The organism is Pseudomonas sp. KH_027 (assembly GCF_057838565.1).
Genome location: NZ_CM174470.1, coordinates 3,154,704 through 3,180,361, shown reverse-complemented (window position 1 = coordinate 3,180,361; position 25,658 = coordinate 3,154,704). Strand labels below are relative to the sequence as shown.

General features: G+C 62.5%; 21 protein-coding genes. 8 read left to right on the top strand and 13 right to left on the bottom strand.

What is annotated here, in order from left to right; all coding sequences use genetic code 11:
• Window positions 1-5: 5 nt before the first annotated feature.
• Window positions 6-965, bottom strand: coding sequence for an AAA family ATPase (locus AC3IYG_RS14930; protein WP_489309654.1), 960 nt, complete (start codon window positions 963-965; stop codon window positions 6-8).
• 194 nt (window positions 966-1,159) lie between these two features.
• Here AC3IYG_RS14930 and AC3IYG_RS14925 point away from each other — a divergent pair, with 194 nt between their 5' ends.
• Window positions 1,160-6,037, top strand: a complete 4,878-nt coding sequence (locus AC3IYG_RS14925) for an NAD-glutamate dehydrogenase (RefSeq protein WP_489309652.1) — start codon at window positions 1,160-1,162, stop codon at window positions 6,035-6,037.
• A gap of 246 nt (window positions 6,038-6,283) precedes the next feature.
• Here the strand turns inward: AC3IYG_RS14925 and AC3IYG_RS14920 are convergent, their stop codons facing one another.
• Together AC3IYG_RS14920 and AC3IYG_RS14915 are read right to left on the bottom strand one after the other, a co-directional pair.
• Window positions 6,284-6,586, bottom strand: a complete 303-nt coding sequence (locus tag AC3IYG_RS14920; RefSeq protein WP_489309650.1) for a hypothetical protein — start codon at window positions 6,584-6,586, stop codon at window positions 6,284-6,286.
• Window positions 6,587-6,597: 11 nt separating this feature from the next.
• Window positions 6,598-6,804, bottom strand: coding sequence for a DNA-binding protein (locus AC3IYG_RS14915; RefSeq protein ID WP_489309648.1), 207 nt, complete (start codon window positions 6,802-6,804; stop codon window positions 6,598-6,600).
• A gap of 132 nt (window positions 6,805-6,936) precedes the next feature.
• Here AC3IYG_RS14915 and AC3IYG_RS14910 point away from each other — a divergent pair, with 132 nt between their 5' ends.
• Complete coding sequence (locus tag AC3IYG_RS14910) at window positions 6,937-7,332, top strand: helix-turn-helix domain-containing protein (RefSeq protein ID WP_489309646.1); 396 nt, start codon at window positions 6,937-6,939, stop codon at window positions 7,330-7,332.
• Between the two features lie 48 nt (window positions 7,333-7,380).
• Here AC3IYG_RS14910 and AC3IYG_RS14905 read toward each other — a convergent pair whose 3' ends face one another.
• Window positions 7,381-8,292 carry a DUF6685 family protein gene (locus AC3IYG_RS14905; RefSeq protein WP_489309644.1) on the bottom strand — a complete coding sequence of 304 codons (912 nt, stop codon included), beginning with the start codon at window positions 8,290-8,292 and terminating at the stop codon, window positions 7,381-7,383.
• A gap of 150 nt (window positions 8,293-8,442) precedes the next feature.
• Between AC3IYG_RS14905 and AC3IYG_RS14900 the strand changes: the two genes are divergently transcribed.
• Together AC3IYG_RS14900 and AC3IYG_RS14895 are read left to right on the top strand one after the other, a co-directional pair.
• Window positions 8,443-8,664, top strand: a complete 222-nt coding sequence (locus tag AC3IYG_RS14900) for a DUF2835 domain-containing protein (protein WP_489309642.1) — start codon at window positions 8,443-8,445, stop codon at window positions 8,662-8,664.
• A gap of 88 nt (window positions 8,665-8,752) precedes the next feature.
• Window positions 8,753-9,778: a quinone-dependent dihydroorotate dehydrogenase gene (locus AC3IYG_RS14895; RefSeq protein WP_489309640.1), complete on the top strand. Its 1,026-nt coding sequence runs from the start codon at window positions 8,753-8,755 to the stop codon at window positions 9,776-9,778.
• Window positions 9,779-9,927: 149 nt separating this feature from the next.
• Here the strand turns inward: AC3IYG_RS14895 and rmf are convergent, their stop codons facing one another.
• A complete protein-coding gene (gene rmf / locus AC3IYG_RS14890) occupies window positions 9,928-10,143 on the bottom strand; it encodes a ribosome modulation factor (RefSeq protein ID WP_008368461.1) in 216 nt (71 codons plus the stop codon).
• Between the two features lie 647 nt (window positions 10,144-10,790).
• Here rmf and rlmKL point away from each other — a divergent pair.
• Window positions 10,791-13,037, top strand: coding sequence for a bifunctional 23S rRNA (guanine(2069)-N(7))-methyltransferase RlmK/23S rRNA (guanine(2445)-N(2))-methyltransferase RlmL (gene rlmKL, locus AC3IYG_RS14885; protein WP_489309639.1), 2,247 nt, complete (start codon window positions 10,791-10,793; stop codon window positions 13,035-13,037).
• 180 nt (window positions 13,038-13,217) lie between these two features.
• On the opposite strand, the gene dacB is transcribed toward rlmKL, so the two are convergent.
• Window positions 13,218-14,675, bottom strand: coding sequence for a D-alanyl-D-alanine carboxypeptidase/D-alanyl-D-alanine endopeptidase (dacB, locus tag AC3IYG_RS14880; RefSeq protein WP_489309637.1), 1,458 nt, complete (start codon window positions 14,673-14,675; stop codon window positions 13,218-13,220).
• Window positions 14,676-14,929: 254 nt separating this feature from the next.
• Here dacB and AC3IYG_RS14875 point away from each other — a divergent pair, with 254 nt between their 5' ends.
• Window positions 14,930-15,271: a YggL family protein gene (locus tag AC3IYG_RS14875; RefSeq protein ID WP_489309635.1), complete on the top strand. Its 342-nt coding sequence runs from the start codon at window positions 14,930-14,932 to the stop codon at window positions 15,269-15,271.
• A gap of 169 nt (window positions 15,272-15,440) precedes the next feature.
• Here AC3IYG_RS14875 and AC3IYG_RS14870 read toward each other — a convergent pair whose 3' ends face one another.
• The 3 genes from AC3IYG_RS14870 to AC3IYG_RS14860 all read right to left on the bottom strand — a co-directional run bounded on the left by AC3IYG_RS14870 (window position 15,441) and on the right by AC3IYG_RS14860 (window position 20,961).
• Window positions 15,441-18,398, bottom strand: a complete 2,958-nt coding sequence (locus AC3IYG_RS14870) for an HD domain-containing phosphohydrolase (protein ID WP_489309633.1) — start codon at window positions 18,396-18,398, stop codon at window positions 15,441-15,443.
• Window positions 18,399-18,503: 105 nt separating this feature from the next.
• On the bottom strand, window positions 18,504-19,565 hold the full coding sequence (locus AC3IYG_RS14865) for an FUSC family protein (RefSeq protein ID WP_489309631.1): 1,062 nt from the start codon (window positions 19,563-19,565) through the stop codon (window positions 18,504-18,506).
• 64 nt (window positions 19,566-19,629) lie between these two features.
• Window positions 19,630-20,961, bottom strand: a complete 1,332-nt coding sequence (locus tag AC3IYG_RS14860; RefSeq protein ID WP_489309629.1) for a deoxyguanosinetriphosphate triphosphohydrolase — start codon at window positions 20,959-20,961, stop codon at window positions 19,630-19,632.
• Between the two features lie 313 nt (window positions 20,962-21,274).
• Between AC3IYG_RS14860 and AC3IYG_RS14855 the strand changes: the two genes are divergently transcribed.
• The gene (locus AC3IYG_RS14855; RefSeq protein WP_489309627.1) at window positions 21,275-21,652 is read left to right on the top strand and encodes a DoxX family protein; all 378 of its coding nucleotides are present in this window, start codon (window positions 21,275-21,277) and stop codon (window positions 21,650-21,652) included.
• 83 nt (window positions 21,653-21,735) lie between these two features.
• Here the strand turns inward: AC3IYG_RS14855 and AC3IYG_RS14850 are convergent, their stop codons facing one another.
• From AC3IYG_RS14850 to AC3IYG_RS14835, 4 genes are all read right to left on the bottom strand, one after another.
• A complete protein-coding gene (locus AC3IYG_RS14850; protein WP_489309626.1) occupies window positions 21,736-22,899 on the bottom strand; it encodes an EAL domain-containing protein in 1,164 nt (387 codons plus the stop codon).
• 116 nt (window positions 22,900-23,015) lie between these two features.
• Entirely contained in the window at window positions 23,016-23,345 is a 330-nt protein-coding gene (locus AC3IYG_RS14845) for a hypothetical protein (RefSeq protein ID WP_489309624.1), read from the bottom strand.
• Window positions 23,342-23,734: a phage holin family protein gene (locus tag AC3IYG_RS14840; protein WP_489309623.1), complete on the bottom strand. Its 393-nt coding sequence runs from the start codon at window positions 23,732-23,734 to the stop codon at window positions 23,342-23,344. Before AC3IYG_RS14840 ends, AC3IYG_RS14845 begins: the two co-directional genes overlap by 4 nt.
• Window positions 23,735-23,736: 2 nt before the next feature.
• Complete coding sequence (locus tag AC3IYG_RS14835; protein WP_489309621.1) at window positions 23,737-24,051, bottom strand: ElaB/YgaM/YqjD family protein; 315 nt, start codon at window positions 24,049-24,051, stop codon at window positions 23,737-23,739.
• Window positions 24,052-24,406: 355 nt separating this feature from the next.
• Here AC3IYG_RS14835 and AC3IYG_RS14830 point away from each other — a divergent pair, with 355 nt between their 5' ends.
• Window positions 24,407-25,615 (top strand): ammonium transporter, encoded by a 1,209-nt coding sequence (locus AC3IYG_RS14830; RefSeq protein WP_489309619.1) that lies wholly within the window; start codon window positions 24,407-24,409, stop codon window positions 25,613-25,615.
• Window positions 25,616-25,658 lie beyond the last annotated feature (43 nt).

Sequence of the window (25,658 nt, the reverse complement as noted above, 5' to 3'; positions counted from 1 at the left end):
GGGCGTCAGGCGACTGCGACCACGTCGAGGATGCGTTGCAGCACCCGATCCTGATCGATACCCGCTGCCTCGGCTTCGAACGACAGAATGATGCGGTGGCGCAACACATCGAACAGTACCGCCTGGATGTCTTCCGGGCTGACGAAGTCGCGCCCGGCCAGCCAGGCATGCGCCCGCGCGCAGCGATCCAGGGCGATCGAGCCGCGCGGGCTGGCGCCGTAGGAAATCCAGTCGGCCATTTCCGGGTCGAACTTGCCCGGGTTGCGGGTGGCCATCACCAGTTGCACCAGGTATTCCTCCACCGCGTCGGCCATGTACAGGCCGAGCACTTCCTTGCGGGCGGCGAAGATCGCCTGCTGGCTGACCTTGTGCTCGGGCTTGGTTTCGCCGTGGAGCGCTTCGCCACGGGCCTGCTGGAGGATCTTGCGTTCCACCGAGGCGTCCGGGAAGCCGATTTTCACGTACATCAGGAAGCGGTCGAGCTGGGCTTCCGGCAGCGGGTAGGTGCCTTCCTGCTCGATCGGGTTCTGCGTCGCCATCACCAGGAACAGCGGCGACAGGTCGTAGGTGCTGCGCCCGACGCTGACCTGGCGCTCGGCCATGGCTTCCAGCAATGCCGACTGGACCTTGGCCGGCGCGCGGTTGATCTCGTCGGCCAGTACCAGGTTGTGAAAGATCGGCCCCTGTTGAAAGACGAAACTGCCGGTTTCCGGACGGTAGATTTCCGTGCCGGTGATATCCGCCGGAAGCAGGTCGGGGGTGAACTGGATGCGGTGGAATTGGGCTTCGATACCTTCGGCCAATTCCTTGATCGCCTTGGTCTTGGCCAGACCGGGAGCTCCCTCGACCAGCATGTGGCCGTCGGCGAGCAGGGCAATCAGCAGTCTTTCGATCAGTTTTTCCTGGCCAAGGATCTGTGTTGACAGAAAATGTCGCAGCGCGACAAGCGCTTCACGGTGTTCCATCGTTAAGCTCTTCCGGGAAATGTGACTGGCGAGTCGAGGGTGTCGCCTTAGTCTGGGGTTGCCACTTTAATGCAAGACGGGCTGCCTAGACTAACGTTGAACTACAGCATTCTTGAACCACAGCACTGTTGTTGAGCCACTGCAGTCGTGGCCAGTCATTTCCAGTCGAATAACAAGCCCAGCGGAGCACAACCATGGCGTTCTTTACGGCGGCCAGCAAAGCCGACTTCCAGCACCAACTGCAAGCGGCACTGGCGCAGCACGTTAGCGAACAGGCGTTGCCACAAGTGGCCCTGTTTGCCGAGCAATTCTTCGGCATCATCGCCCTCGACGAGTTGACCCAGCGTCGGCTCTCCGACCTGGTCGGTTGCACCTTGTCGGCCTGGCGGTTGCTGGAGCGCTTCGATCACGCCAAACCCGAGGCACGGGTGTTCAACCCTGACTACGAGAAACATGGCTGGCAGTCCACCCACACCGCGGTGGAAGTGCTGCACCCGGACATCCCGTTCCTGGTCGACTCGGTACGCATGGAGCTGAACCGGCGCGGCTACAGCATCCATACCCTGCAGAACAGCGTGCTCAGCGTGCGCCGCAACAAGAAAGGCGAATTGCAGGAAGTCCTGCCCAAGGGCACCCAGGGCAAGGACGTGCTGCAGGAGTCCCTGATCTTCCTGGAGATCGACCGCAGCGCCAATACCAGCGACCTGCGGGCGCTGGAACACGCCCTGCTGGAAGTGCTGCAGGAAGTACGCTTGACGGTTGCCGACTTCCAGCCGATGCGCGCCAGGGCGGGTGAACTGCTGGCCTGGCTGGGCAAGGCCAAGCTCAAGGTGGATGGCGCCGAGCTGGCTGAAATCAAGGTGTTCCTGGAGTGGCTGCTGGACAACCACTTCACCTTCCTCGGCTACGAGGAGTTCACCGTGGCCGATGAGGCCGATGGCGGTCACATCGTTTACGACGAGGCCTCCTTGCTTGGCTTGTCCAAGCGCCTGCGCGCCGGACTGAAGAAAGATGACCTGCACATCGAGTCCTACGCGGTGAAATACCTGCGCGAGCCGGTGCTGCTGTCCTTCGCCAAGGCCGCGCAGCCGAGCCGCGTGCATCGCCCGGCCTACCCGGATTTCGTCTCGATCCGCGAGCTGGACGCCAAGGGCAAGGTGATCAAGGAATGCCGTTTCCTCGGCATCTACACCTCCATCGCCTACAGCGAAAGCGTGCGCGAGATCCCGTTCATTCGCCGCAAGGTCGCCGAGGTCGAACAGCGTTCCGGCTTCACCGCCCAGGGCCACTTGGGCAAAGAACTGGTCAAGGTGCTGGAAGTGCTGCCGCGCGACGACCTGTTCCAGACCCCGGTGGATGAGTTGTACAGCACCTCCCTGGCGATCGTGCAGATCCAGGAACGCAACAAGATCCGCCTGTTCCTGCGCTCGGACCCCTACGGTCGTTTCGTTTACGCCCTGGCCTATGTGCCGCGCGATGTGTACTCCACCGAAAGCCGCATGCGCATCCAGCAGGTGCTGGTCGAGCGCTTGCAGGCGACCGATTGCGAGTTCTGGACCTACTTCTCCGAATCGGTACTGGCGCGGGTGCAGTTCATCCTGCGCATCGACCCGAAAACCAAGCTGCAGATCGACCCGCAACAGATCGAGCGCGAGGTGATTCAGGCCTGCCGCTCCTGGAAGGACGATTACGCCGGCCTGGTGGTCGAAAGCCTGGGCGAGGCGAAAGGCACCAAGGTGCTGGCCGACTTCCCGAAAAGCTTCCCGGCCGGCTATCGCGAGCGCTTTGCGCCGCATTCGGCGGTGGTCGACATGCAGCACCTGCTCAGCCTGTCGGACGAACGCCCGCTGGTGATGAGTTTCTACCAGCCGCTGACGGCCGGCGAGCAGCAACTGCACTGCAAGCTGTATCACGCCGACACGCCGCTGGCGCTGTCGGATGTGCTGCCGATTCTGGAAAACCTCGGCCTGCGTGTGCTTGGCGAGTTCCCCTATCGCCTGCTGCACCAGAATGGCCGCGAGTTCTGGATTCACGACTTCGCCTTCACCGCGCACGTTGAGCGCCAGGGCGAAGTGCTGGAAGTGGATATCCAGCAGCTCAACGACACCCTGCAGGACGCCTTCGTGCAGATCGTCGGTGGCGCCGCCGAGAACGATGCGTTCAACCGCCTGGTGTTGACCGCCGCCATGCCGTGGCGTGACGTGGCGCTGTTGCGTGCCTATGCCCGTTACCTGAAACAGATCCGCCTGGGTTTCGATCTCAGCTATATCGCCAACACCTTGCTCAACCATGTCGATATCGCCAAGGAGCTGGTGCGGCTGTTCAAAACCCGCTTCTACCTGGCGCGCAAGCTGACCGCGAACGATCTGGCGGACAAGCAGCAGCGTCTGGAACAAGCGATTCAGAGCGCGCTGGATGATGTCGCGGTGCTCAACGAAGACCGCATCCTGCGGCGCTACCTGGACCTGATCAAGGCCACGTTGCGGACCAACTTCTACCAGACCGATGCCCAAGGCCAGAACAAGGCCTACTTCAGCTTCAAGTTCAACCCGCGGGCGATTGCCGATCTGCCGAAACCGGTGCCGATGTTCGAGATTTTCGTCTATTCGCCACGGGTCGAGGGCGTGCACTTGCGCGGCGGCAAGGTCGCCCGCGGCGGGCTGCGTTGGTCCGATCGGGAAGAGGACTACCGCACCGAAGTGCTCGGCCTGGTCAAGGCCCAGCAGGTGAAGAACGCGGTGATCGTGCCGGTCGGCGCCAAGGGCGGTTTCATTCCACGGCGTCTGCCGATCGGCGGTTCGCGCGATGAAGTGCTGGCCGAAGGCATCGCCTGCTACCGCATCTTCATTTCCGGCCTGCTGGATATCACCGATAACCTGAAAGAAGGCGAAGTAGTGCCGCCGCTCAATGTGGTGCGTCATGACGCCGATGACCCGTATCTGGTCGTCGCGGCCGACAAGGGCACGGCGACCTTCTCCGATATCGCCAACGGCATTGCCGCGGAATATGGCTTCTGGCTCGGTGATGCGTTCGCCTCCGGCGGTTCCGCCGGCTACGACCACAAAGGCATGGGTATCACCGCCAAGGGCGGCTGGGTCTCGGTGCAACGGCACTTCCGCGAGCGTGGCATCGACGTGCAGAAGGACAACACCACGGTGATCGGCATCGGCGACATGGCCGGTGACGTATTCGGCAACGGCCTGCTGCTGTCGGATAAATTGCAGATGGTGGCCGCCTTCAACCACCAGCACATCTTCATCGACCCCAACCCGGATGCGGCCAAGAGCTTCGTCGAGCGTCAGCGTCTGTTCGACCTGCCGCGCTCGAGCTGGGCGGATTACGACGCTTCGCTGATCTCCGCCGGCGGCGGCATCTTCCTGCGCGCGGCGAAGAGCATCGCCATCAGCCCGGAGATGCAGGAACGTTTCGAAATCAGCGCCGACAAGCTGACGCCCACCGAGTTGCTCAATGCGCTGCTCAAGGCGCCGGTGGATCTGCTGTGGAACGGCGGTATCGGTACCTACGTCAAGTCCAGCGCTGAAAGCCACGTCGACGTCGGCGACAAGGCCAACGACGCCCTGCGGGTCGATGGCCGCGAGTTGCGCGCCAAGGTAGTGGGCGAGGGCGGCAACCTCGGCATGACCCAGCTCGGTCGCGTCGAGTACGGCCTCAACGGTGGCGCCAGTAACACCGACTTTATCGACAACGCCGGTGGCGTGGACTGTTCCGACCACGAAGTGAATATCAAGATCCTGCTCAACGAAATCGTGGCCGCCGGTGACATGACCGGCAAGCAGCGCAACAAGCTGCTGGCGGAGATGACCGATGCCGTCGGCAACCTGGTGCTGGGCAACAACTACAAACAGACCCAGGCGTTGTCTCTGGCGCAACGTCGGGCCCGCGAGCGGATCGGCGAATACAAGCGCCTGATCGTGGCGCTGGAAGGGGCTGGCAAGCTGGATCGGGCGATGGAGTTCCTGCCGTCCGACGAACTGCTGGCCGAGCGCATCGCCAACGGCCAGGGCCTGACCCGACCGGAGCTGTCGGTGCTGATCTCCTACAGCAAGATCGACCTTAAGGAATCGTTGCTGACGTCTTTGGTCCCGGACGATGATTATCTGGCCCGTGAGATGGAGACCGCCTTCCCGCCGTTGCTGACCAAGAAGTTCGGTGAAGCCATGCGCCGCCACCGGCTGAAGCGCGAGATCGTCAGCACCCAGATCGCCAACGACCTGGTCAATCATATGGGCATCACCTTCGTGCAGCGCCTGAAGGAATCCACCGGCATGAGTGCGGCCAATGTCGCCGGGGCCTATGTCATCGTCCGCGATGTGTTCCGTCTGCCGTACTGGTGGAAGCAGATCGAGGCGCTGGACTATCAGGTGCCGGCCGAGCTGCAACTGCAGTTGATGGACGAACTGATGCGCCTCGGTCGGCGTGCCACTCGCTGGTTCCTGCGCAGCCGCCGCAATGAATTGGATGCCGCGCGTGACGTCGCGCATTTCGCGCCGCGCCTCGAGGCGCTGGCCGGGCGCCTCGACGAGTTGCTCGAAGGCCCGGCGCGTGAGCAGTGGTCGGCGCGCTTCCAGGCTTATGTCGAAGCCGGTGTGCCGGAGCAACTGGCGCGGGTCGTGGCGGGTACCAGCCATCTGTACACGCTGTTGCCGATCATCGAGGCGGCGGATGTCACCGGGCAGGACCCTGCTCAAGTGGCGGCGGCGTACTTCGCGGTCGGCGGTGCCTTGGACCTGTCCTGGTACCTGCAACAGATCACCAGTTTGCCGGTGGAAAACAACTGGCAGGCGCTGGCGCGGGAAGCCTTCCGCGACGATCTGGACTGGCAGCAACGAGCGATCACCGTCTCGGTCCTGCAAATGGCCGATGGCCCGGCGGATATCGAAGTGCGTGCCGCGCTTTGGCTGGAGCAGCATCGTCCGCTGGTCGAGCGCTGGAAAGCCATGCTCGGCGAGTTGCGTGCGGCGACCGGTACTGACTATGCGATGTATGCAGTGGCTAACCGCGAGTTGATGGACCTGGCGCAAAGTGCCCAGCACGGCGTGTGCATTCCCTGATCCATTGCTGAGCTGAACCTGAGCCCCGCCCCGTGCGGGGCTTTTTTATGGCGATGTGCCAATGACGTGTTGCGCCGCACTGATCAGGGGCCAACTTCCTGCTTGCGTTGCTCGTTGTGTGCCGTGGCTCCCCGTGCTCGTGAGGATGATGGTGCACAAGCCTTCCCGCCAGGCTTGTCATTCCCGCGTAGATGGGAGTCCAGCCAGTGCATCGAGCCGTCAGTCTGAACGGCTGGCAACACTCAACTACAACAGCGTTCTTTCATGGGTCGTGTCATGGTGGCTGTCTGCTCGTTCGCGCTGTGGCAATTTGAAGAGGTGAAGGTTTTCCGGCAGCCAGCGGTAGAAGAAATAGAATTCGAAAAGCGCTGGATGGCGGCAGGTACAGAGTATCTGCGATGCCGAGTGTCGGCAGGGCCGGAAACTGACATAGCCGATCTTGGCGAAATGCTCGAATACCGCACGTTCATCTTCATTCAGATAGACCAGCTTGGCTCGTGCCAGATCGGCTGCATGCATGCACACCTGCGACGGGTGAACACTGTTCATCCTTGTGTCCTCTAGTCGTGCTCCATTCGCAGCCACAACGCCTGCATGTCGATCAGCCGATACCGGCCGATGCAGCGCGTAGGCAGCAATCCTTCGTCTATCCAGCGAGCCAGTAGCTGCTTGTGTTCCGTCAGGCCTGTCAATTGGCTGAAGCGCTCTTCAGTGAGGTAGCGCGGGCAGCCAACGAAGAGTTCCGGGGCCAGTTCTTCCACTTTCATTCGGCTTCCTGCACCATGACAGCCTCCATGGATGGCCTGTTCACGTTGAGTCGATCTCCATGAGTCTATTTTTAGTTACTAACTGTTAGTAAGTCAATGCTGTGCTGATTTCCCGTCAAAACTGGTGTAACGATGACGAAGAAGCGTTTTCTATTTACCGCGGGTGAACGGCTGCGGGGGTTGCGGGAGCTGATGGGGCTGAGTCGCCCGGCCTTCGCGGAAGTCGTCGGGATCAAGCCCAAGCGCCTGGAAAACATCGAGAACGGCTTGCAGAAGATGCACGATGAGGACTTCGAAAAAGTCTGCAGCGTGTTCGAGGAGTTCAGTCGCTGGATCGCTTACGAAGGGCCTGTCGACCGCCAAGCACTGGAACTCAAGGTCGCGGACTCGGCACAGAAGGCCGCTGTCTACCTGGTTAAATGCAACCCTGAGTTGCTCAAGAGCAGCGGTGTTTCAGTGGCCGATTGGGCGAGCCGCCACCAGGCGGTACTGGATGAGTTGAGCGACGACGAAGACGCCTCGGACTGAGTTTTTGCGGCGCTATGAAGTAAAAGCCTCGTCGGTTCGACGGGGCTTTTACGTTTGCGGCGGGTGGGTTTCGGTGTCGGTATGCATCGCCAGGCTGCGCAGATGCGCCACCACATCCGGTGCGCCGGCCAGCCGCAGGCCTTCGCCAAGGGCCGTGGCTTCGGCCGAGTGTTTCGGCAAGAGCAGGAATTCCGGCGCGCCAGGATTGCGCAGCATCGCGAGGCGCGCATAAGGCAGGCCGTTATCCAGCAGCAGGCCCATGAAGGCGGGGTCGCTCCAGGCTTGCACGGGCATGGCCAGCACGTGATAGCGCGCTTGCAGTTCGTCGAGCCCGCTGGGGCGCAAGCGGTAGCGGGTCAGCTCGGCCGGCAGGGTCGCCTCCAGGCCGCGGCGGCGGGCATAGGCGATGGCGCAGGCGAACGCTTCAATCTGCTGCTCACCGGCCCAATACACCCGTTTGCCATACCAGTTGGCCTGACGCAGGTAGATCGCTTCGCCCGCCAGGAAGCGCGGCAAAGCCAGGCTGATGGTTTTGACGAAGTCCTTGTAGCTGATGATGCGTATGCCGCGACAGGCGGGCGTGGCGCTGTAGTCTTCGAGGCTGGCATAGGGCCGGGCGGCCGGGTCGCTGCCGCAGAGGCCGTCGATCAGGCGCAGATCGAAGCTGTTCAGCTGTTGCTGTTCCTGTTCCACCACGCGGATCAGCATGGAGTGGGCTTGCGCCTTGTCTTCCTGCACCGGGCCGGAGAGGGCATTGCGCGGCAAATCGACCAGACGATGCAGCGGCGGGCCGGTGTGCCACCAGATCTGTTCCTGGTGTTGCGGCAAGGGCTGGAACGGCAACCGCAAGGCGCTGGCGCGTTCCAGCACCTGGCGTGGGGCGCGGCTGCTCAGGCCCAGGCGTTGGGCGAGGGCGGTCAGGCGGGCGGTCAGCGTTGTCGGTTGCTCGGTCAGACTCATGGTCAGATGCGAATTCCAGGGGCACCGTTGCCAGTGTGGCAGACGAAAACGCGGGCTGCACAGCCTTTGCTGGCTAAGTGAGGGGCGCGACCACCGGCCTTGGATGCCACGTGTGGCAATATTGCAGTAATCATTGACGAGGAAGCCTCCATGCCCAGCCTGGAGTTGGATATTGCCTTATCCGCGGAACGTTTGCGCGCTGTCTATCAGGGGCATGCCAATCGCGTCCTGTTACACAGTCGCGACGGTCGCCGCGTCAGTTTGCCGGCCCACCACCTGCGGCCTTTCCTGACCCATGAAGGCGTGTACGGCTCCTTCGCGCTGGACTTCAATGCTGCCGGCGAACTGCTGAGCCTGAGACGCTTGGGCTGATCGCTCGAGCTTGCCTCGCCTGTAGGGACCGTGGGCGGCTATAATCGTCGGCCAACTTCCCCCGCCCATTACCGAGCTAAGCCTGCCCATGTATACCCTGGCCCGCGAGCTGCTGTTCAAACTGTCCCCGGAAACTTCTCACGAGCTGTCGATCGATCTGATCGGCGCCGGTGGTCGTCTGGGCTTGAATGGCCTGTTGAGCAAGGCGCCGGCCAGCTTGCCGCAGCGCGTCATGGGGCTGGATTTCCCGAATCCGGTGGGCCTGGCCGCGGGCCTGGATAAGAACGGCGATGCCATCGACGGCTTTGCGCAACTGGGTTTCGGTTTCGTTGAGATCGGTACCGTCACCCCGCGTCCGCAGCCGGGCAACCCCAAACCCCGGCTATTCCGCCTGCCGCAAGCCGAGGCGATCATCAACCGCATGGGGTTCAACAACCATGGCGTCGATCATCTGCTGGCGCGGGCCAAGGCCGCCAAGTTCAACGGCGTGCTCGGCATCAACATCGGCAAGAACTTCGACACGCCGGTCGAGCGTGCGGTGGATGACTACCTGCTGTGCCTGGACAAGGTCTACGCCCATGCCAGCTATGTCACCGTCAACGTCAGCTCGCCGAATACCCCAGGCCTGCGCAGCCTGCAGTTCGGCGATTCGCTCAAGCAATTGCTCGAAGCCTTGCGCCTGCGCCAGGAAGACCTGGCCCAGCAGCACGGCAAGCGCGTACCGCTGGCGATCAAGATCGCGCCGGATATGAGCGACGCCGAGTTAGTCGAAGTCGCGGCGGCGCTGGTGGAGTCGGGCATGGATGCGGTGATCGCGACCAATACCACGCTGGGGCGCGAAGGGGTCGAAGGTTTGCCGTTTGGCACCGAGGCGGGTGGTTTGTCCGGTGCGCCAGTGCGCGACAAGAGCACCCATACGGTGCGAGTGCTGGCGGCGGAGTTGGCCGGGCGTCTGCCGATCATCGCCGTGGGCGGTATCACCGAAGGCAAGCACGCGGCTGAGAAGATCGCCGCCGGAGCCAGCCTGGTGCAGATCTATTCCGGCTTCATCTACAAGGGCCCGGCGTTGATTCGCGAGGCGGTGGATGCCATCGCGGCGTTGCCGCACAGCTGAGACAGGCGCTGGTGCTTACCTGGCATGGCCTGTTGCGGATGAATCAAGAAATCGCAGGCAATAAAAAGGGCTCCCTCAAGGAGCCCCTGGGCTCTCGCCCGCCGCCCGGATGGGGCGTGCATGGTAAAGCGGAGTCGGTATGTTCCTGATCAGCCGACAGCGTGGAGTTCGTTGAGTCGATGGATACCGGCGGTGCCGGTCATGCCGTCCCAGTTGTCGCCGCGACCCTCTCGCCAGCCGTTAATCCAGGCTTGGCGTACGGACGGTAGGGTGAATGGACACAGTTCGCGAGATTTGCCATGGATGCCGTATTGATAACCGCGCAAAAACGCTCTTTCTAAAGGATCACGCTTAAGTCTTCTCATAGGGTGTTGCCCTCACTTGTTGACTGTTATGTCCTATTAGCCCCGTGTCGAGGCCTGGTGGAAATCCTCCACCAGTGGAGCCCGCTGCCGGCGTTGCGGGTCTCCTGCCGTCACCATTGCGGCGTTGGCCTGAGTTGATTTCTATCGAATGACACCGGTCGAGGGAATGATCGTTTTGTCATAAGCACGTAACGTTTTTAGGAGTGAGGCCATAAGGCTCTACCCCCGGATGCCGCGCTTTTTGCTTAAACTCAGCGGGCATGGGGGCACGGGTGGTTATGGAGTCGTTCTGCCATCGCGAATGTTTCGCGGCTGCACCTTGTATTTATTCCGACGAAGGGTCGCGCTGTGGCCTTTTGTCGCGTTTTAAGCGTTGCCCTGCTGATCGAAAATCGTACAGGGCGGCGCGTATTGCTATCGAACACACTAAGTCTGGCAGCAGCAGGCGTGGCGTGGAGCTTGCTACTAGGCTCCTTGCACGCTGCAATGCGACCGGACGTGGTGGATGTCGACCCTGGGGCGTTTGCCCGGGATCGATGAGCGACCCACCCGGGTGTCGCGGAGCCGTTGGCTAGAACCACGGCTTTTAACCTTGGCGTCGCAGCACAGGCTGCCCGCCGCACATTGCTTAGGCACTGGATACCTACATGTCGGATCGTTACGAACTCTTTCTCACTTGCCCCAAGGGCTTGGAAGGGCTGTTGGCTGAAGAGGCCACAGGCCTGGGGTTGGAGGAAACCCGCGAGCACACCTCGGCGATCCGCGGCTTCGCCGAGCTGGAAACGGCGTACCGCCTGTGCCTCTGGTCACGCCTGGCCAACCGCGTGCTGCTGGTGCTCAAGCGCTTCCCGATGAGCAATGCGGACGATCTGTACGACGGCGTGCTGGAGATCGACTGGGCCGAGCACCTGGAGCCGACCGGCAGTCTGGCGGTGGAGTTCAGCGGTAATGGTTCCGGCATCGACAACACTCACTTCGGGGCACTGAAGGTCAAGGACGCGATCGTCGACAAACTGCGCACGGCCTCGGGCGAGCGGCCCTCGATCGACAAACTCAACCCGGATTTGCGCATCCATCTGCGTCTGGACCGCGGCGAGGCGATTCTCTCGCTCGACCTCTCCGGGCATAGCCTGCACCAACGTGGCTATCGCCTGCAGCAGGGCGCGGCGCCACTGAAGGAGAACCTCGCCGCGGCGATTCTGATCCGTGCGGGCTGGCCACGGATCGCGGCGGCGGGTGGCGCGCTGGCGGACCCGATGTGCGGTGTCGGCACCTTCCTGGTGGAAGGCGCAATGATCGCGGCGGATATCGCGCCGAACCTCAAGCGTGAGCGCTGGGGCTTTTCGGCCTGGCTCGGGCACGTCCCGGCGGTATGGAGAAAACTGCATGCCGAAGGCTTGGCCCGTGCCGAAGCGGGGCTGGCGAAGCCGCCGCTGTGGATTCGTGGCTATGAGGCCGACCCGCGGTTGATTCAGCCAGGGCGCAACAATATCGAGCGCGCCGGGCTGTCGAACTGGATCAAGGTCTACCAGGGCGAAGTGGCGACTTTCGAGCCGCGCCCGGATCAGAATCAGACCGGTCTGGTGGTCTGCAATCCACCCTATGGCGAGCGCCTGGGTGATGAAGCGAGCCTGCTGTACCTCTACCAGAACCTCGGCGAGCGCCTGCGCCAGGCCTGCATGAATTGGGAAGCGGCGGTGTTCACCGGTGCGCCTGACCTGGGCAAGCGCATGGGCATTCGCAGCCACAAGCAGTACGCTTTCTGGAACGGCGCATTGCCCTGCAAGCTGCTGCTGATCAAGGTGCAGCCGGAGCAGTTCGTCACTGGCGAGCGGCGTACCCCCGAGCAGCGTGAGCGCGAGCGTGAACAGGTTGCGCTAGGCCAAGTGGAGCCGCCAGTTCACACCAATAAACCTGAAACCAAGCAGGCGCCAGCCCCGATCGAGCAGGCACGCCTGAGCGAAGGCGGGCAGATGTTCGCCAATCGCCTGCAGAAGAACCTCAAGTTGCTGGGTAAGTGGGCGCGCCGCGAAGGGGTCGACTGCTACCGCGTGTATGACGCCGATATGCCGGAGTACGCCCTGGCGATCGACCTGTACCACGACTGGGTGCACGTGCAGGAGTATGCGCCGCCGCGCTCGATCGACCCGGAGAAGGCTCAGGCGCGTCTGTTCGATGCCCTGGCGGCGATTCCCCAGGCGCTGAATGTCGACAAGTCGAAAGTCATCATCAAGCGCCGCGAGCGCCAGAGCGGCACCAAGCAATACGAGCGCCAGGCGACCCAAGGGCGTTTCACCGAGGTCAACGAAGGCGGGGTGAAGCTGCTGGTCAACCTCACCGATTACCTGGACACCGGTTTGTTCCTCGACCATCGCCCGTTGCGGCTGCGCATCCAGCGTGAGGCCGCCGGTAAGCGCTTCCTCAACCTGTATTGCTATACCGCCACGGCCACCGCGCATGCGGCCAAGGGTGGGGCTCGCAGCACCACCAGCGTCGACCTGTCGAAGACCTATCTGGACTGGGCGCGGCGCAACCTGTCGCTGAACGGTTTCTCCGACAAGCACCGTCTCGAGCAGGGCGATGTGATGGCTTGGCTGGCGGCGGATCGGGAAGAGTACGACCTGATCTTTATCGACCCGCCGACCTTCTCCAACTCCAAGCGCATGGAAGGGGTGTTCGACGTGCAGCGCGACCATGTCGAGTTGCTCGACCTGGCCATGGCGCGCCTGGCGCCCGGCGGCGTGCTGTACTTCTCCAACAACTTCCGCAAGTTCCAGCTCGATGAGGGTTTGGCGGCGCGCTATGAAGTGGAAGAAATCAGCGCGACGACCCTGGACCCGGACTTTGCGCGCAATGCCAAGATCCACCGGGCCTGGCGCCTGACTGCCCGCTGACCTGCACGGGCTCCCCGCTTTCGCGGGGACGACGGTGTGGGAGGGCGGTCACAGTGGTTGTGCCGGTTGGGTTGAGCTGTGCGAGGCCCAACAAGCGTTCTTGACTCCGCGCACCTGCCCAGGCTGACCCGTTGAGTTCAGGTGTCGCGCCTTCCCGGCGCGGCACCTGTCCCGGGCGATCTAGCGCTGGGCGGTGCTGGCAGCGGCTTTCGGTTGACGGTACAGGTCGACCAGCACCTGATCGAGGATCGCCGAGGCGCCCCAGGGGCGTGGGTCGTTGAGAATGGCCACCACCGCCCAGCTGTTGCCGTTGCTATCGCGGCTGAAGCCGGCAATGGCGCGCACGCTGTTCAGGGTGCCGGTCTTGATATGCGCTTCGCCCGCCATGGGCGTGCGCTTCAGCCGTTTACGCATGGTTCCGTCCATCGCGACGATGGGCAGGGAACTGATGAACTCGGCGGCGTACGGGCTCTTCCAGGCGGCTTCCAGCAAGGTGCCCATTTCCCGTGCGCTGATCCGTTCGGCGCGCGACAGGCCCGAACCGTTCTCCATCACCAGATGCGGCGCCGTGATGCCCTTTTTCGCCAACCATTGGCGAATCACTCGCTGCGCGGCCTTGGCGTCGTCGCCATCCTCGGCGTTGCGGAACCGGGCGCCGAGGCTGAGGAACAGTTGCCGGGCCATGGTGTTGTTACTGTATTTATTGATGTCGCGGATGATCTCCACCAAGTCCGGGGAAAAGGCGCGCGCCAGCAGGGTGGCGCTTTTGGGTACGACATCGACGCGGTCCTTGCCGAGGATGCTGCCGCCCAGCTCTTGCCAGATGGCGCGCACGGCGCCGGCGGCATAGCCGGCGTGATCGAGGATCGACAGGTAGGACTGGGTGCTGCAGCCCTCGTTCAGCTGTCCGGCGACCACCAGCGTGGTGCCGTCGAACTGGCTGACCGGGTTGAAACGCACATTGCCGGCGCACTTGCCTTTGCCCAGGGCCTTCACGCGGTTGTCGATCCGCACGTTGGTCAGTGGTGGCTCCATCAGCACGCTGATCTTGCCGCCTTCGGCGCGGGTCACCAAGCGCACGGCCTTGAGGTTGATCAGCAGGGAGTCCGGACCGACCAGGAACGGTTTGTTTTCGTCGCCACCATCGTCATTGAAGGTGGGCAACTGCGGTTGCACGAAGTGGCTGCGGTCGAGCACCAGGTCGCCGGTTATCTGCTGCACGCCATTGGCGCGCAGGTCGCGCATCAGCAGCCAGAGTTTTTCCATGTTCAGCTTGGGATCGCCGCCGCCCTTGAGGTACAGGTTGCCGTGCAGCACGCCATCCTTGAGCGGGCCGTCGCTGAAGAACTCGGTTTTCCATTGATGGGTCGGGCCCAGCAGTTCGAGCGCGGCGTAGGTGGTGATCAGCTTCATGGTCGAGGCGGGGTTGACCGAAACGTCGGCATTGATCACGGTCGGGGTGCCGGGGCCATTGAGCGGCAATAGCACGACGGAGAGGGAGTTGTTACCGATTTTTCCGGCTTTCAGAGCTTTCTGCACCAGCGGCGGCAGGGTGGTATTGATCGGCGCCGCCGTGACGGGAAGGGCAATGGGCAGAAGCAAGCCGGCGAAGGCCAGGTGACGAAGCGTGGTGATCATTGGCAGAAACCCTTCAGGCAAGGGCCAAACAAGAAAGATGGCATGAAGAAAAAAGAGCACATGGTGATGGGTTCCCACAGCTGTTCGGGAAAGTGCTGCGCATTATGCCCCAAGCCTAAGCTGCGTGCGCCGCTGTGCGACTGGCGTAAGCGTCTATTTTTGCCGCTGGGTAACGTCGCGGCAGACAGAGAGTCGGGCAAGTCGGTGGCTAAACTGCTAAAGTGCCGCGCGATATCACTTTTGAGGATTGTTCCATGGCTACTAACCGTTCCCGCCGTCTGCGCAAAAAACTCTGCGTGGATGAATTCCAGGAGCTGGGTTTTGAGCTGAACCTGAACTTTAAAGAAGATCTGGCCGATGAGGCCGTTGATGCTTTCCTCGACGAGTTCCTGCGCGAAGCCATGACCGGCAATGGTCTGGGTTATGTTGGCGGCGATGACTACGGTCTGGTTTGCCTGGCCGAGCGTGGTTCGGTCAGCGAAGAGCAGCGCACTGCGGTCGAGGCTTGGTTGAAGGCGCGCAGCGAAGTGACTGACTTCACCGCTAGCCCGTTGATCGATGTCTGGTACCCGGACAACCAGATCAACAAGGCCTGATAGTCTGGCCTGATGCCGTCAGGAGGGCTCGCCAGCGGCGGGCCCTCCTGCGTTTCAGCCCGGCGGCAGATCCTGCGTCAGGCAAACGAATTCAGCTTTCCCCCGTTTTATCTCCCTCAGATCGTTCCGTGTTCAGGCGCCTTGCCTGATTGCAGCTTGCGCGTGGGCGTCAAGCACTCAAGCCTGCTTTGCTCAGCACTGCGTCGATATCGATCGAGTCGATTTGCTCGGGTCTGAGGAAGCGCTGGGCGTAGTGCTGATAGATTCCGGCGCGGACGAACAGACCAAACAGCTCCGGGTCGATATGCGCGCCGCGGCACATGCCGGCCATGATGCCCAGGGCGTCGGACAGGGTCTTGCCTTTCTTGTACGGCCGGTCGACGGCCGTCAGGGCTTCGAAGATATCGGCAATCGCCATCATCCGCGCCGGCAGGCTCATCTCTTCGCGCCGCAAGCGTTTTGGATAACCCGTGCCGTCCATTTTTTCGTGGTGGCCGCCCGCGATTTCCGCCACGTTCTGCAGGTGCGGTGGGAAGGGCAGGTGATTGAGCATCAGGATGGTCTGCACGATGTGATGGTTGATGATGTAGCGTTCTTCCTGGGTCAGCGTGCCGCGGGTGATCCCCAGGTTGTACAGCTCGCCACGGTTGAATTTGTAGGCGGGCACCTCGAGCTTGAAGCCCCAGGGGTTGTCTGCCGGGATGATGTCGGCGGCTGGGCGCTCGAAGAGATGCTCGGGCTTGTCGGCCAGCAGCGACTCGACCACCGGCAGGGTTGCTGCTGGAGCCCGGGATTGGCGCTGGTTTTCTTCCCAGGACACACCCAGGCGGTCATCCAGGGTGCGCACCCAGGTGCGTTGCGCAATCGCGCGCAGGCGTTCGAGATCGGCATCGGCCATGGCTTCACCGCCGAGGTTGCTGCGGGCGATGAAGGCAAAGTCGTCGTCCAGCGTGCTCAGGGTGGCATCGCGCAGCGCGCTCAAGGAAGCCGCTTCGCCGCCTTGCGCCAGTGCCTGCCAGTAACTGACCCAGGCATCGCGTTTGAGCACTTCGAAACGCATGCGGATTTCGTGGATGCGGTCGTAGAGGGTTTCCAGTTTGGTGGCCTTGTCCACCACGTACTCCGGGGTGGTGACCTTGCCGCAGTCGTGCAGCCAGGCGGCGATATGCAGCGCCTCCCATTCTTCATCGGTGGGCCGGTAGTCGCGGAACGCCGGTTCGTCGCTGTCGGCTGCCGCGCGGGCGAGCATCAGCGTGATTTCCGGGACGCGCTGGCAATGCCCGCCGGTGTAGGGGCTCTTGGCGTCGATGGCGCCGGCGATCAGCTGGATGAAGGCATTGAGCAGCTGTTTCTGTTTCTCCAGCAACCGCTGGCTCTCGATGCACAGCGCGGCAACGCCGGATACCGCCTCGACGAAGGCGATGCGTTCCGGGCGCAGCATGATCGGGTCGGACTCGGAGCCCGTATCGCGGTGCAGCAGCACCAGCACGCCGACCGTCTCGCCTTGGCGGTTGTGCAGCCCGGCGCTGACCAGGTGCACCCGTGGGCTGTCGAGGGTGTGCAGCAGGCTCTGGAGTGCGCCAGCCTGATCGAAGCCGATGGTGAGCGTCACGCTGTTGCCGCCGCTGGCGGGCTGCTGCAGCCAGGCGGGGGTGCCGTGGTCCTTGTCCGCATAAGCGACTATCTGGTGTTCGTCGAGGTCGTGCTGTTTGCCGTTGAGGATCAAGCCATGGGGTTCCAGGCGGCCACTGTCGGCATCGATCAGGTAGATCAGTCCGCCCTGGGCCTCGCTGATGCCCACGGTTTCCTGCAATACCCGTTCGAGCAGCGTCTCGAAGTGCGTTTCCGCCGACAGGCTGGCGGAAATGTTGAGGAAGCTGGAGAGGGTGTCCTTCATGCGGGCCATGGAGACGGCCAACTGGTCGATCTCCAGCACCGGCGAGTGGCCGCTGGCCGGGTAGTCGAAATCGAAGCGGCGGATCGCCTCGGCCTCCAGTACCAGGGCGCGCAGCGGTTTGACGATGACCCGCGAGCTCAGCCAGCCCAAGGGTACGCACAGCAACAGGATGGCCAGCGTGACCAGGGCACCTTGCCAGCGGATGCGGTAGGCGTCCGCCAGCAGTTCATCTTCCGGCACCACCAAGGCCAGGTTCAGGCCTTCTGGGCCGCCTTCCTGCAGGTGGTTGCGCGAGACGATCCAGCGCCGCTTGGCCAAGGTCATGGTGCCCTGTTGCTGGCCGTCAGGGTCTTGATCCAGGAGCGCCGCCAGCACCGGGCTGAGGTCGCGTGCCTTGGCCAGTTGCGCCCGCTCGCTTTTGACGATCAGGCGACTGCTGTCGGGGTAAGCCACAGCGTTGCCGGCTGAATCGAACAGCACCACTTCGCTGGAGGCCGTGACCTTGTGGTTGGCCAGGGTGGCGGAAAGATCGGCCAGGGTCAGATCCGCCGCGAGCACCGCATGCTCGCCGCTGGTGCGCGCCAGGGTGGTGCCGATATTGCCGGTGGAGAAGAACACGTAAGGCGCCGTGGTGATTTGCTCGCCACCCCCCCGCGCACTGCTGAACCAGCCCCGGTTGCGCGGGTCGTAACGCTCCTTGAAATTGGGGCGACGACTGATCAGATTCAACGCTTCGTCGAAATACAGCGACTCGGATTGCGCGGCGCTATCGCCGCTGCGGTCGATGGTCCAGACCTGATAGGCGGCAGTGGCCGGAGCATCGAAGCGCTGCTTCAGGAAGTCGCTGCGCAGCGGCCGCACCATGAAGAAATCGCCGTCGTCATAGCCCAGATACAGCGCAGCCAGTTTTGGGTTGTCGCGCAGCGCCTGAGCGAAGGGTGGCAGCAGGGCCATGCGCTGGTAATGGTCAGTCGCCTGGTTGCTTTCGTGCAGCGTCAGCAGGCTGAGCACGTGCCGGATCGGTTGGTAGGTGTGGTTCAGGTCCTGCTGGACGTCCTCTTGGATGCGGCTGAACAGCTTGGCGCTGCTGGAAAAGATGATTGCGGAGGTTTGCTGATAGTTGAACAGGCCGAGCACCACACCGCTGAGCAGCAGCAGCAAGGTGAAGAGCGCACTGATATGCACGTGCAAAGGAAAGCGGCGTTCGACGGCTCGGGCGGTTTTACTCATCGCGCTTCACTCCTTGGATTGCGCAGCGGGCCCCGAAAGCATAGTGAAGGGCGGCTTAAGTTGTAGCTTAAAACGGCTGGTGTGCTGGGTGATTCGCGGGTGAATTTACTGGGGCGATGGGCCCTGCGCTGGTGCGACGTGCTTGCTCAGGTACTGCCGCAGGCCATGGATCAGCAGGGCGACGGACAAGGCGATGGCAATGCCGATCAACGAGTTGAACAGCCGCACCTGCACCAAGTGCCAATCCTGCGACAGGCTTTCGGCCAGGAGCACGAAACACAGGCTGCTCTGCAGCACGAACAGGCCGTAATGGTGGGACTGGAACGCGCGGCTCAGGGTAATCAGCGGCAACATGGTGGCCACCATCAACGGCGGGCTTTGCAGACTGTGACCCAGGTAAATCAGCAGGGCTGCCGCGCACAGGCTGGCGAGGCTCGATTGCAGGGCGCGCACCAGGCTGCCTTGAAACTCCAGTTGCAGGGTGGTGATCACCGTCAGGGTCAACCAATAGCCGCGCGGTAGCTCAGCCAGCTCGACCGTCAGGCCGGCCAAAGCGAAGGCCAGGGTGCAACCCAGGGCATGCAATCGCCATTGTTGCTGCGGCAGGCGCCGCGCATGCCGGCGCAGCACTTTCAATAGGCCCAGCAGGCGTGGCATGCGCGGCCACATGCGTAGGCCGTGGACCCCGCGCAGGCCAAAGGCGAGCAGGGTGACCCAGAGCCCGCCGAGGATGAACAGCATGCCCACCGCATAAGGATTGTTCAGGTTGCCAATGCCCTGTTGCCCTTGCCCAAGGCAAAGGCACACCGCCAGGCCGATGCCGAGTTTGCCGGCTTCGGCGCCGAAGCGTTGCAGCCAAGCCAGCAGAAAGCCATAGCCGGCGAACAGCGCCAGGCTGACCAGGGGCTGATCCGCGCCCCAGAACCCCAGGCCGGCGCTCCAGGCGCCGAGCCCGGTCAGCAGCAACATGCGCAGCATGCCGAAGCGGTGCAGCGGATTGGCTTGCGCCGCTTGAAAAGCCCCCGCCGAGGCCCAGAGAAATCCCGGGTGGCCGCTGAGCAGACCGAGCAGCAAGGGCAGGGCGCAGCCCAGGCCGGCGACCACGGCCGGGCCCCAGGCCGGTGGCCCGGAGTTCCAGCTGAAGGCTTGCTGGAAAATCTTACGCATCGTCAGCGATCTCTAAACGTTGCAATCAGCCAATTGGCGGATTGATACCCAGCGCCACGGCGGATCAGACCGGGCTGGAGCGTCCGGTCATCTCGCGTGCCATCTCCGTGGCATAGCTGTCGGTCATCCCGGCGATGAAGTCGATCATGCGCAGGAAGGACTTGTGCAGCGGCCATGCGGGGTCCGGGGCGTTATTGCCGAGCAGGTCGAGAATCCGTCGATTCTTGAACGACGGCGTGCGCCCGCCCTGTTGTTCCAGGGCCGCACCGCAGAAGGCATTCAGCAGGATCTCCAGTGTGGTGTAGGCGCCGATCTCGTGCAGGGTCTTGCGCTTGTCCTGGAATATTTTCTCCCGCGCCATGTTCTTTGCGCCGAGTACACAGCGCTTCGCCGGACCGTGCATATGTTCGACCAGGTCGCCTGGCAAGGTGCCGGCCAGTAGCGCGTCCTGCTGCTCGACGAAGGCCCTGGCCGCGGCGTTGGTCAGGTGTTCGATGGCCTTGCCGCGGAGGATCGCCAGCTTGCGCCGGCGCGAATCCTGCGGGCCTAGTTGGCGATAGGTTTCCGGCAGGTCGTCACCGACCAGGCCGAGCAACAGGGATTCCACCTCAGCGTAGTCGAGCAGCTCCATCTCGAGGCCGTCTTCCAGGTCGATCAGGCCGTAGCAGATGTCATCCGCCGCCTCCATCAGGTACACCAGCGGATGACGCGCCCAGCGCTCGTCCTCGAGCTGCGGCAAGCCGAGCTTGTGGGCGATCTGTTCGAGCAGCGGCAGTTCGCTCTGGTAACAGCCGAACTTGTGCTTCTTGTAGCCCAGAGCCTCGGCGTGCCGGGCCGTCCAGGGGTATTTCAGGTAGGTGCCAAGGGTCGCGTAGGTCAGCCGCGTGCCGCCATCGAACTGGTGGTACTCCAGTTGGGTGAGCACGCGAAAGCCCTGGGCATTGCCTTCGAAGTTGAGGAAATCGCGCCGTTCGGCCTCGCTCATCGCATCCAGCCAGCCGCGCCCGGAGGCTTGCAGGAACCAGTGGCGAATGGCGTCTTCGCCGGAATGGCCGAAGGGTGGGTTGCCGATGTCATGTGCCAGGCAGGCGGACTGCACGACCATGCCCAAGTCGCTCGGCTCGCACCAATCGGGCAGTGCATCGCGAAGGATCTCACCGACCCGCATGCCCAGCGAGCGGCCTACGCAGCTGACCTCCAGGGAGTGGGTCAGGCGGGTGTGGATATGGTCGTTGCTGGAGACGGGATGCACCTGCGTCTTGCGACCCAGGCGGCGAAAAGCGCCGGAGAAAATGATCCGATCATGGTCTTTGTGAAACGGGCTGCGCCCCAGTTCATCAGCGCTGTGTGCCGGTTTGCCGAGACGTTCGCGGTTGAGCAGTGTTTGCCAGTCCAAGGCCTGTCCTCGCCGTTCAGTGGCTGATGACGCTAGCTTCGGGGTTCCGCTGCCTGGCTGCAAGTTTTCAGGCGTGTCGCGTTATTCGCCCTGGTAGCCGGGGCTGCCGAACCGGCGCCGGGTGGCGATGGGCGTGCAGCGTTGCTAAGGTCAAATCAAGGTGCGAATGGAGGCATCCCGCCAGTAGCGGGGTTTGCTTCACCAAGTTGCGTTCTCCCATAAGCACTCTCCTACAGGGCGGATCCACTGAAACAGGGCGGTAAGCTCGATGGTAGGCGCTGGATGAAGCGGTTTTCTCTCAACCGGAGGCTGTATGAATAATGCAATTGTCTTGGTCGCACGGCTGCTCCTTGCCCATATTTTCCTGCTGGCCGGGTTTAGCAAGCTCACGGGTTATGCCGGCACGCAGGGCTATATGGAGAGTATGGGCGTACCCGCTGCGTTGTTGCCGTTGGTGATCGCGCTGGAAATCGGTGCGAGCCTTGCCGTGATCATCGGTTTCTTCACGCGCTGGGCGGCGCTGGCGTTGGCTGGGTTCTGTCTGGCGGCGGCGCTGATCTTCCACCGCAACATGAGCGATCAGATGCAGATGATCATGTTTATGAAGAACTTCGCCATGGCCGGCGGTTTTCTTCTGCTCTACGTGCAGGGTGCCGGGGCTTTCAGTCTCGATGCCAGGCGCAACAACTAACGGGTTCGCCAGCGACGCCGGGCGCCATCCGCAGGCCGGCTTTCAGTCGCCTGCTTTTAGCCGCATCGGTTGCGTGGCCTGGGCTACAAACCTGCTGCATCGATATCCAGCAGTAGCAAGCGTCGACCATTGTCGATGAATTGCCCAGCCGTCAGGCAGTACTGGTTGCTGGTCGCGTCGCGGTAGGTGGTGGAGAGGATCAGGCGGCGTTCGTCCCAACCCTCGGCCAGCAATTGATAGAAGTACGGGCGCCAGGACCAGTTGTGGCCGAGGTAGCGGGGGTCTTCGTGCCAGGCGTTGCCGTTCCATTCCAGGTTCGGCGTGAGCTGGGTGCCGTTGCGGTCGCACTGGTACATGCGCAACAACCACGGGTAGGCGCTCGGTGCCGGCAGGCTGCTGAGTGGGGCACCGGCTTCGGTCCAGGTTTTCAAGCTGTTCATCAGCTCGGCCAATTGCACGCGCAGGGTCATCAGCCGTGCGCGTTCGGCGAGTTTGCGCTGCACATAGCGGTCGCGCAGTTGAGCAAAGCGCTCGACGAAGGCGTCGGCGGGGAAAAACTCCAGTTCGGCCTTGGCGAACAGGTAGCCCTGGACATAGCGCGAGCCGCATTCGAGGGCGAAGTCCAATTCGGCTTCGGTTTCTACGCCTTCGGCGATGATCCAGCAGCCGGTTTTCTCGGCCATCTGCGCCAGGGCTTTCACCACCTCACTGCTCGGGCCGCCGCGTGCGGCGGCCTGGAACAGGCGCATGTCCAGTTTCAGGATGTCCGGCTGCAGGGCCAGCACGCGGTCGAGTTGCGAGTAGCCGGCGCCGAAGTCGTCGATGGCGATGCGTGCGCCCGCATCGCGGTAACGCGCCACCACGTCCGGCAAACGCAGGCTGCCGCCACCGAGCTCGGTGATTTCAAACACCACCCGCTCGGGCGGTATGCCTTCCAGTTCGAGTTGCTTGAGGCTGGGCAGGGGCTGGTTGGGGCGCAGGCGGCCGATCCAACGTGGGGAGATGTTCAGGCTGAGGAACCAGTCAGCGGGGGCTTCGTGCAGACGTTTCAGGGCATCCGTGCGGATCTCTCGATCAAGGCGGCGCAAGGCGCCCATCGGGACTTTGGGATCGGCGAACAAGGGGCCCACCGAGAGCAGTCGCCCGTCAGGCTGGCGCAGGCGACCCAAGGCTTCGACTCCGGCGATACGGCCGGTGGCGGTATCGATGAACGGTTGAAAGCAGGCAAGCGGTTGCCCGTCGATCACAGTGACATCCTTAGTTGCAGTCCTAGTTCAACCTGCGTTGTCGCAGCAGGCGTGAGCAGCGATAAAAAAATCGGCTGCTCAGATGGTTAGCAAGAAGGTGGCCAGTTGTCGGACAGTCAGCTCGGCGTGTTGCCGGGCGGGCGGCGCAAGGCTACTGCCAGCAACGGGTAGAGGGTAATGCCCAGGCGCAGCCAGCGGCTCAGGTGGCCGCGTTTGGCGCCAAAGAAACCCAGTAGCGCGATACCGGCCATGCCCCATAGTGGGGCGTGCTTGATTCCCAGGGGCTGTTGCCAGCTTTGCGCCATGCCGCGCATTTTTTGCAGTGGCTGCATGATCAGCAATGACTCATGCCGCAGCTCCTGGCGGTGCATTTCCAGGCGCAGACGAATCAGGGCTTTGCGCAGTTCCTGCCGTGAGGCGTTGGGTGGAAGTGTGGGCATGTTCATGGCAGCAGGCGCTCACGGTCGCGCGCCAACTCTTCGAGGGTGGCGCTGAAGGGGGATGACTCGTCGCTGATGGCCGTCTTCAGGCGCAGGGCGCAAAACAGGCCGCCAGCCAAATACAAGAGGCACAGGCCAATGATGCCCTCCAGCCGGTAGCTGTCCCACATGAGGATCAGCACCAGGACGGAAAGCCCAAGCAGCAACAGTAAGCCGAACACCAGGGCGAAGCCGGCAAACAGCAGCATGCGCACGCTGCGGGCTTTCTGTTCCTGCAATTCGATGCCGAACAACTCGACATGGCTGTGCAGCAGGCCGAGAAACGCCGCACCCAGGCGTTTGGGCGAGGGGCTTTGGCCCGCCGGTGGCGGGCCGGATTCCATTCCGGCAGTCATGCTCAGCGGCGCGCTACAAGCAGGCCGAGGAGAAAGCCAATCCCGGCGCTGATGCCGATGGACTGCCAAGGGTTATCTTGCACATAGGCCTCGGTGGCCGCTACGGCGGCCTGGCCTCGTTCGCGCACGGATTCCTCAGTGAGCTGCAGGGTTTCGCGAGCGCGTTTTAGGCTGTCGTGGATATGCAGGCGTAGTTGATCGGCTTCGTCGCCCGCAAGGCTGGCCGTGTGCTGCAGCAGTTTTTCGGTATCGCTTACCAGTGCCTGGAATTCAGCCAGTAGATCGTCCTGCGCATTCGTTGCGGTCTTGCGAGCCATGTTGATTGCTCCGTGGGTGGCTTCCTAGGGTTCGAGTCTGCTGCGCTGCAGATGGTTCCTGCGAGTTGTGCTGGCGCGGCTGGTATAGCGTTTGCATTGCGTTGGTGCGTAAAAGAAGCAAAGCGCCCTTTATTTGGGCGCTCTGGTTGCATGGATCAACCTCTAAACCTTGCTTCAACTAACTGAAAAATATAGAAAAGAGCTAAAAGTACAAACCCTTGATCAGTATCGCAGGTGCCAAACCGGTTCGCTTTTCTGAGTGATCATGGTGCAAGTAGGCATCAGGATGGTGCGTTATCGACTGGGCTTGTTCTGCTTTGGTGCTTTTCCCTAACCGCCGGAGTCATCTGCGCCGATGGAAAATCTCAATAGTGCCGTGGAAACCCTGATTCACGGCTCCAACACCGTGTTCATTCTGCTTGGCGCCGTAATGGTGTTGGCCATGCATGCCGGCTTCGCTTTTCTTGAGGTTGGTACAGTACGCCAAAAAAACCAAGTCAATGCGTTGTCGAAGATAATCTCCGACTTTGCGGTGTCGACCTTGGCCTACTTTTTTATAGGTTACTGGGTGGCTTACGGGGTGACCTTTCTGGTGCCGGCCACGGCGCTGACCGCCGATCACGGTTATGCGTTGGTGAAGTTCTTCTTCCTGCTGACCTTTGCCGCGGCGATTCCGGCGATCATTTCCGGGGGCATTGCCGAGCGCGCCAAGTTCGGCCCGCAGTTGTGCGCCACGGTGCTGATCGTGGCCTTTATCTATCCTTTCTTCGAAGGCTTGGTGTGGAACGGTAATTTCGGCTTGCAGGCCTGGCTGGCGGCGCGCTTTGGCGCGAGCTTCCATGATTTTGCCGGTTCCGTGGTGGTGCATGCCATGGGGGGCTGGCTGGCGTTTGGCGCGGTGATCCTGCTGGGCAGCCGCAATGGTCGCTACCGTGAGGGGCGCCTGGTGGCTTTCGCGCCGTCGAGCATTCCCTTCCTGGCCCTGGGCTCGTGGATTCTGATTGTCGGTTGGTTCGGCTTCAACGTGATGAGCGCGCAAACCCTGACGGGTGTCAGTGGCCTGGTGGCGGTCAACTCGCTGATGGCGATGGTCGGTGGCACGGTGGCGGCTTTGTTCGTTGGCCGTAATGACCCGGGCTTTCTGCATAACGGGCCGCTGGCCGGCTTGGTGGCGATCTGCGCCGGTTCCGATCTGATGCATCCGGTGGGTGCGCTGATCACCGGTTTGATCGCCGGAGGTTTGTTCGTCTGGGCGTTCACGGCGACCCAGGTGAAGTGGCGGATCGACGATGTGCTCGGGGTCTGGCCGCTGCATGGCCTGTGCGGTGTGTGGGGCGGTATTGCCTGCGGCGTGTTTGGCCAGGAAGTTCTCGGCGGCCTGGGTGGCGTCAGCCTGTTCAGCCAGTTGATCGGTACCGGGCTCGGGGTGCTGGTAGCGCTTGCTGGCGGCTTTCTGGTGTATGGCGTGCTGAAGGCGCTGGCCGGTATCCGTCTGAGCCAGGAGGAGGAGTATTACGGCGCCGACTTGTCGATCCACAAGATCGGTTCGACCAGTCAGGATTGATTGCCGCGCATAAGCAAAAGCCCGCCGATTGGCGTAATGCTGT

What these genes read in the sequence shown, in the direction of transcription:
- AC3IYG_RS14855 (WP_489309627.1), top strand. Translation starts at nt 21,275, where the DNA reads ATGAATAATGCAATTGTCTTGGTCGCACGGCTGCTCCTTGCCCATATT.
- AC3IYG_RS14845 (WP_489309624.1), bottom strand. Translation starts at nt 23,345, where the DNA reads ATGAACATGCCCACACTTCCACCCAACGCCTCACGGCAGGAACTGCGC.
- AC3IYG_RS14870 (WP_489309633.1), bottom strand. Translation starts at nt 18,398, where the DNA reads ATGAGTAAAACCGCCCGAGCCGTCGAACGCCGCTTTCCTTTGCACGTG.
- AC3IYG_RS14840 (WP_489309623.1), bottom strand. Translation starts at nt 23,734, where the DNA reads ATGACTGCCGGAATGGAATCCGGCCCGCCACCGGCGGGCCAAAGCCCC.
- AC3IYG_RS14835 (WP_489309621.1), bottom strand. Translation starts at nt 24,051, where the DNA reads ATGGCTCGCAAGACCGCAACGAATGCGCAGGACGATCTACTGGCTGAA.
- AC3IYG_RS14905 (WP_489309644.1), bottom strand. Translation starts at nt 8,292, where the DNA reads ATGAGTCTGACCGAGCAACCGACAACGCTGACCGCCCGCCTGACCGCC.
- AC3IYG_RS14900 (WP_489309642.1), top strand. Translation starts at nt 8,443, where the DNA reads ATGCCCAGCCTGGAGTTGGATATTGCCTTATCCGCGGAACGTTTGCGC.
- AC3IYG_RS14875 (WP_489309635.1), top strand. Translation starts at nt 14,930, where the DNA reads ATGGCTACTAACCGTTCCCGCCGTCTGCGCAAAAAACTCTGCGTGGAT.
- AC3IYG_RS14910 (WP_489309646.1), top strand. Translation starts at nt 6,937, where the DNA reads ATGACGAAGAAGCGTTTTCTATTTACCGCGGGTGAACGGCTGCGGGGG.
- AC3IYG_RS14930 (WP_489309654.1), bottom strand. Translation starts at nt 965, where the DNA reads ATGGAACACCGTGAAGCGCTTGTCGCGCTGCGACATTTTCTGTCAACA.
- AC3IYG_RS14920 (WP_489309650.1), bottom strand. Translation starts at nt 6,586, where the DNA reads ATGAACAGTGTTCACCCGTCGCAGGTGTGCATGCATGCAGCCGATCTG.
- AC3IYG_RS14915 (WP_489309648.1), bottom strand. Translation starts at nt 6,804, where the DNA reads ATGAAAGTGGAAGAACTGGCCCCGGAACTCTTCGTTGGCTGCCCGCGC.
- dacB (WP_489309637.1), bottom strand. Translation starts at nt 14,675, where the DNA reads ATGATCACCACGCTTCGTCACCTGGCCTTCGCCGGCTTGCTTCTGCCC.
- AC3IYG_RS14895 (WP_489309640.1), top strand. Translation starts at nt 8,753, where the DNA reads ATGTATACCCTGGCCCGCGAGCTGCTGTTCAAACTGTCCCCGGAAACT.
- rlmKL (WP_489309639.1), top strand. Translation starts at nt 10,791, where the DNA reads ATGTCGGATCGTTACGAACTCTTTCTCACTTGCCCCAAGGGCTTGGAA.
- AC3IYG_RS14925 (WP_489309652.1), top strand. Translation starts at nt 1,160, where the DNA reads ATGGCGTTCTTTACGGCGGCCAGCAAAGCCGACTTCCAGCACCAACTG.
- AC3IYG_RS14865 (WP_489309631.1), bottom strand. Translation starts at nt 19,565, where the DNA reads ATGCGTAAGATTTTCCAGCAAGCCTTCAGCTGGAACTCCGGGCCACCG.
- rmf (WP_008368461.1), bottom strand. Translation starts at nt 10,143, where the DNA reads ATGAGAAGACTTAAGCGTGATCCTTTAGAAAGAGCGTTTTTGCGCGGT.
- AC3IYG_RS14830 (WP_489309619.1), top strand. Translation starts at nt 24,407, where the DNA reads ATGGAAAATCTCAATAGTGCCGTGGAAACCCTGATTCACGGCTCCAAC.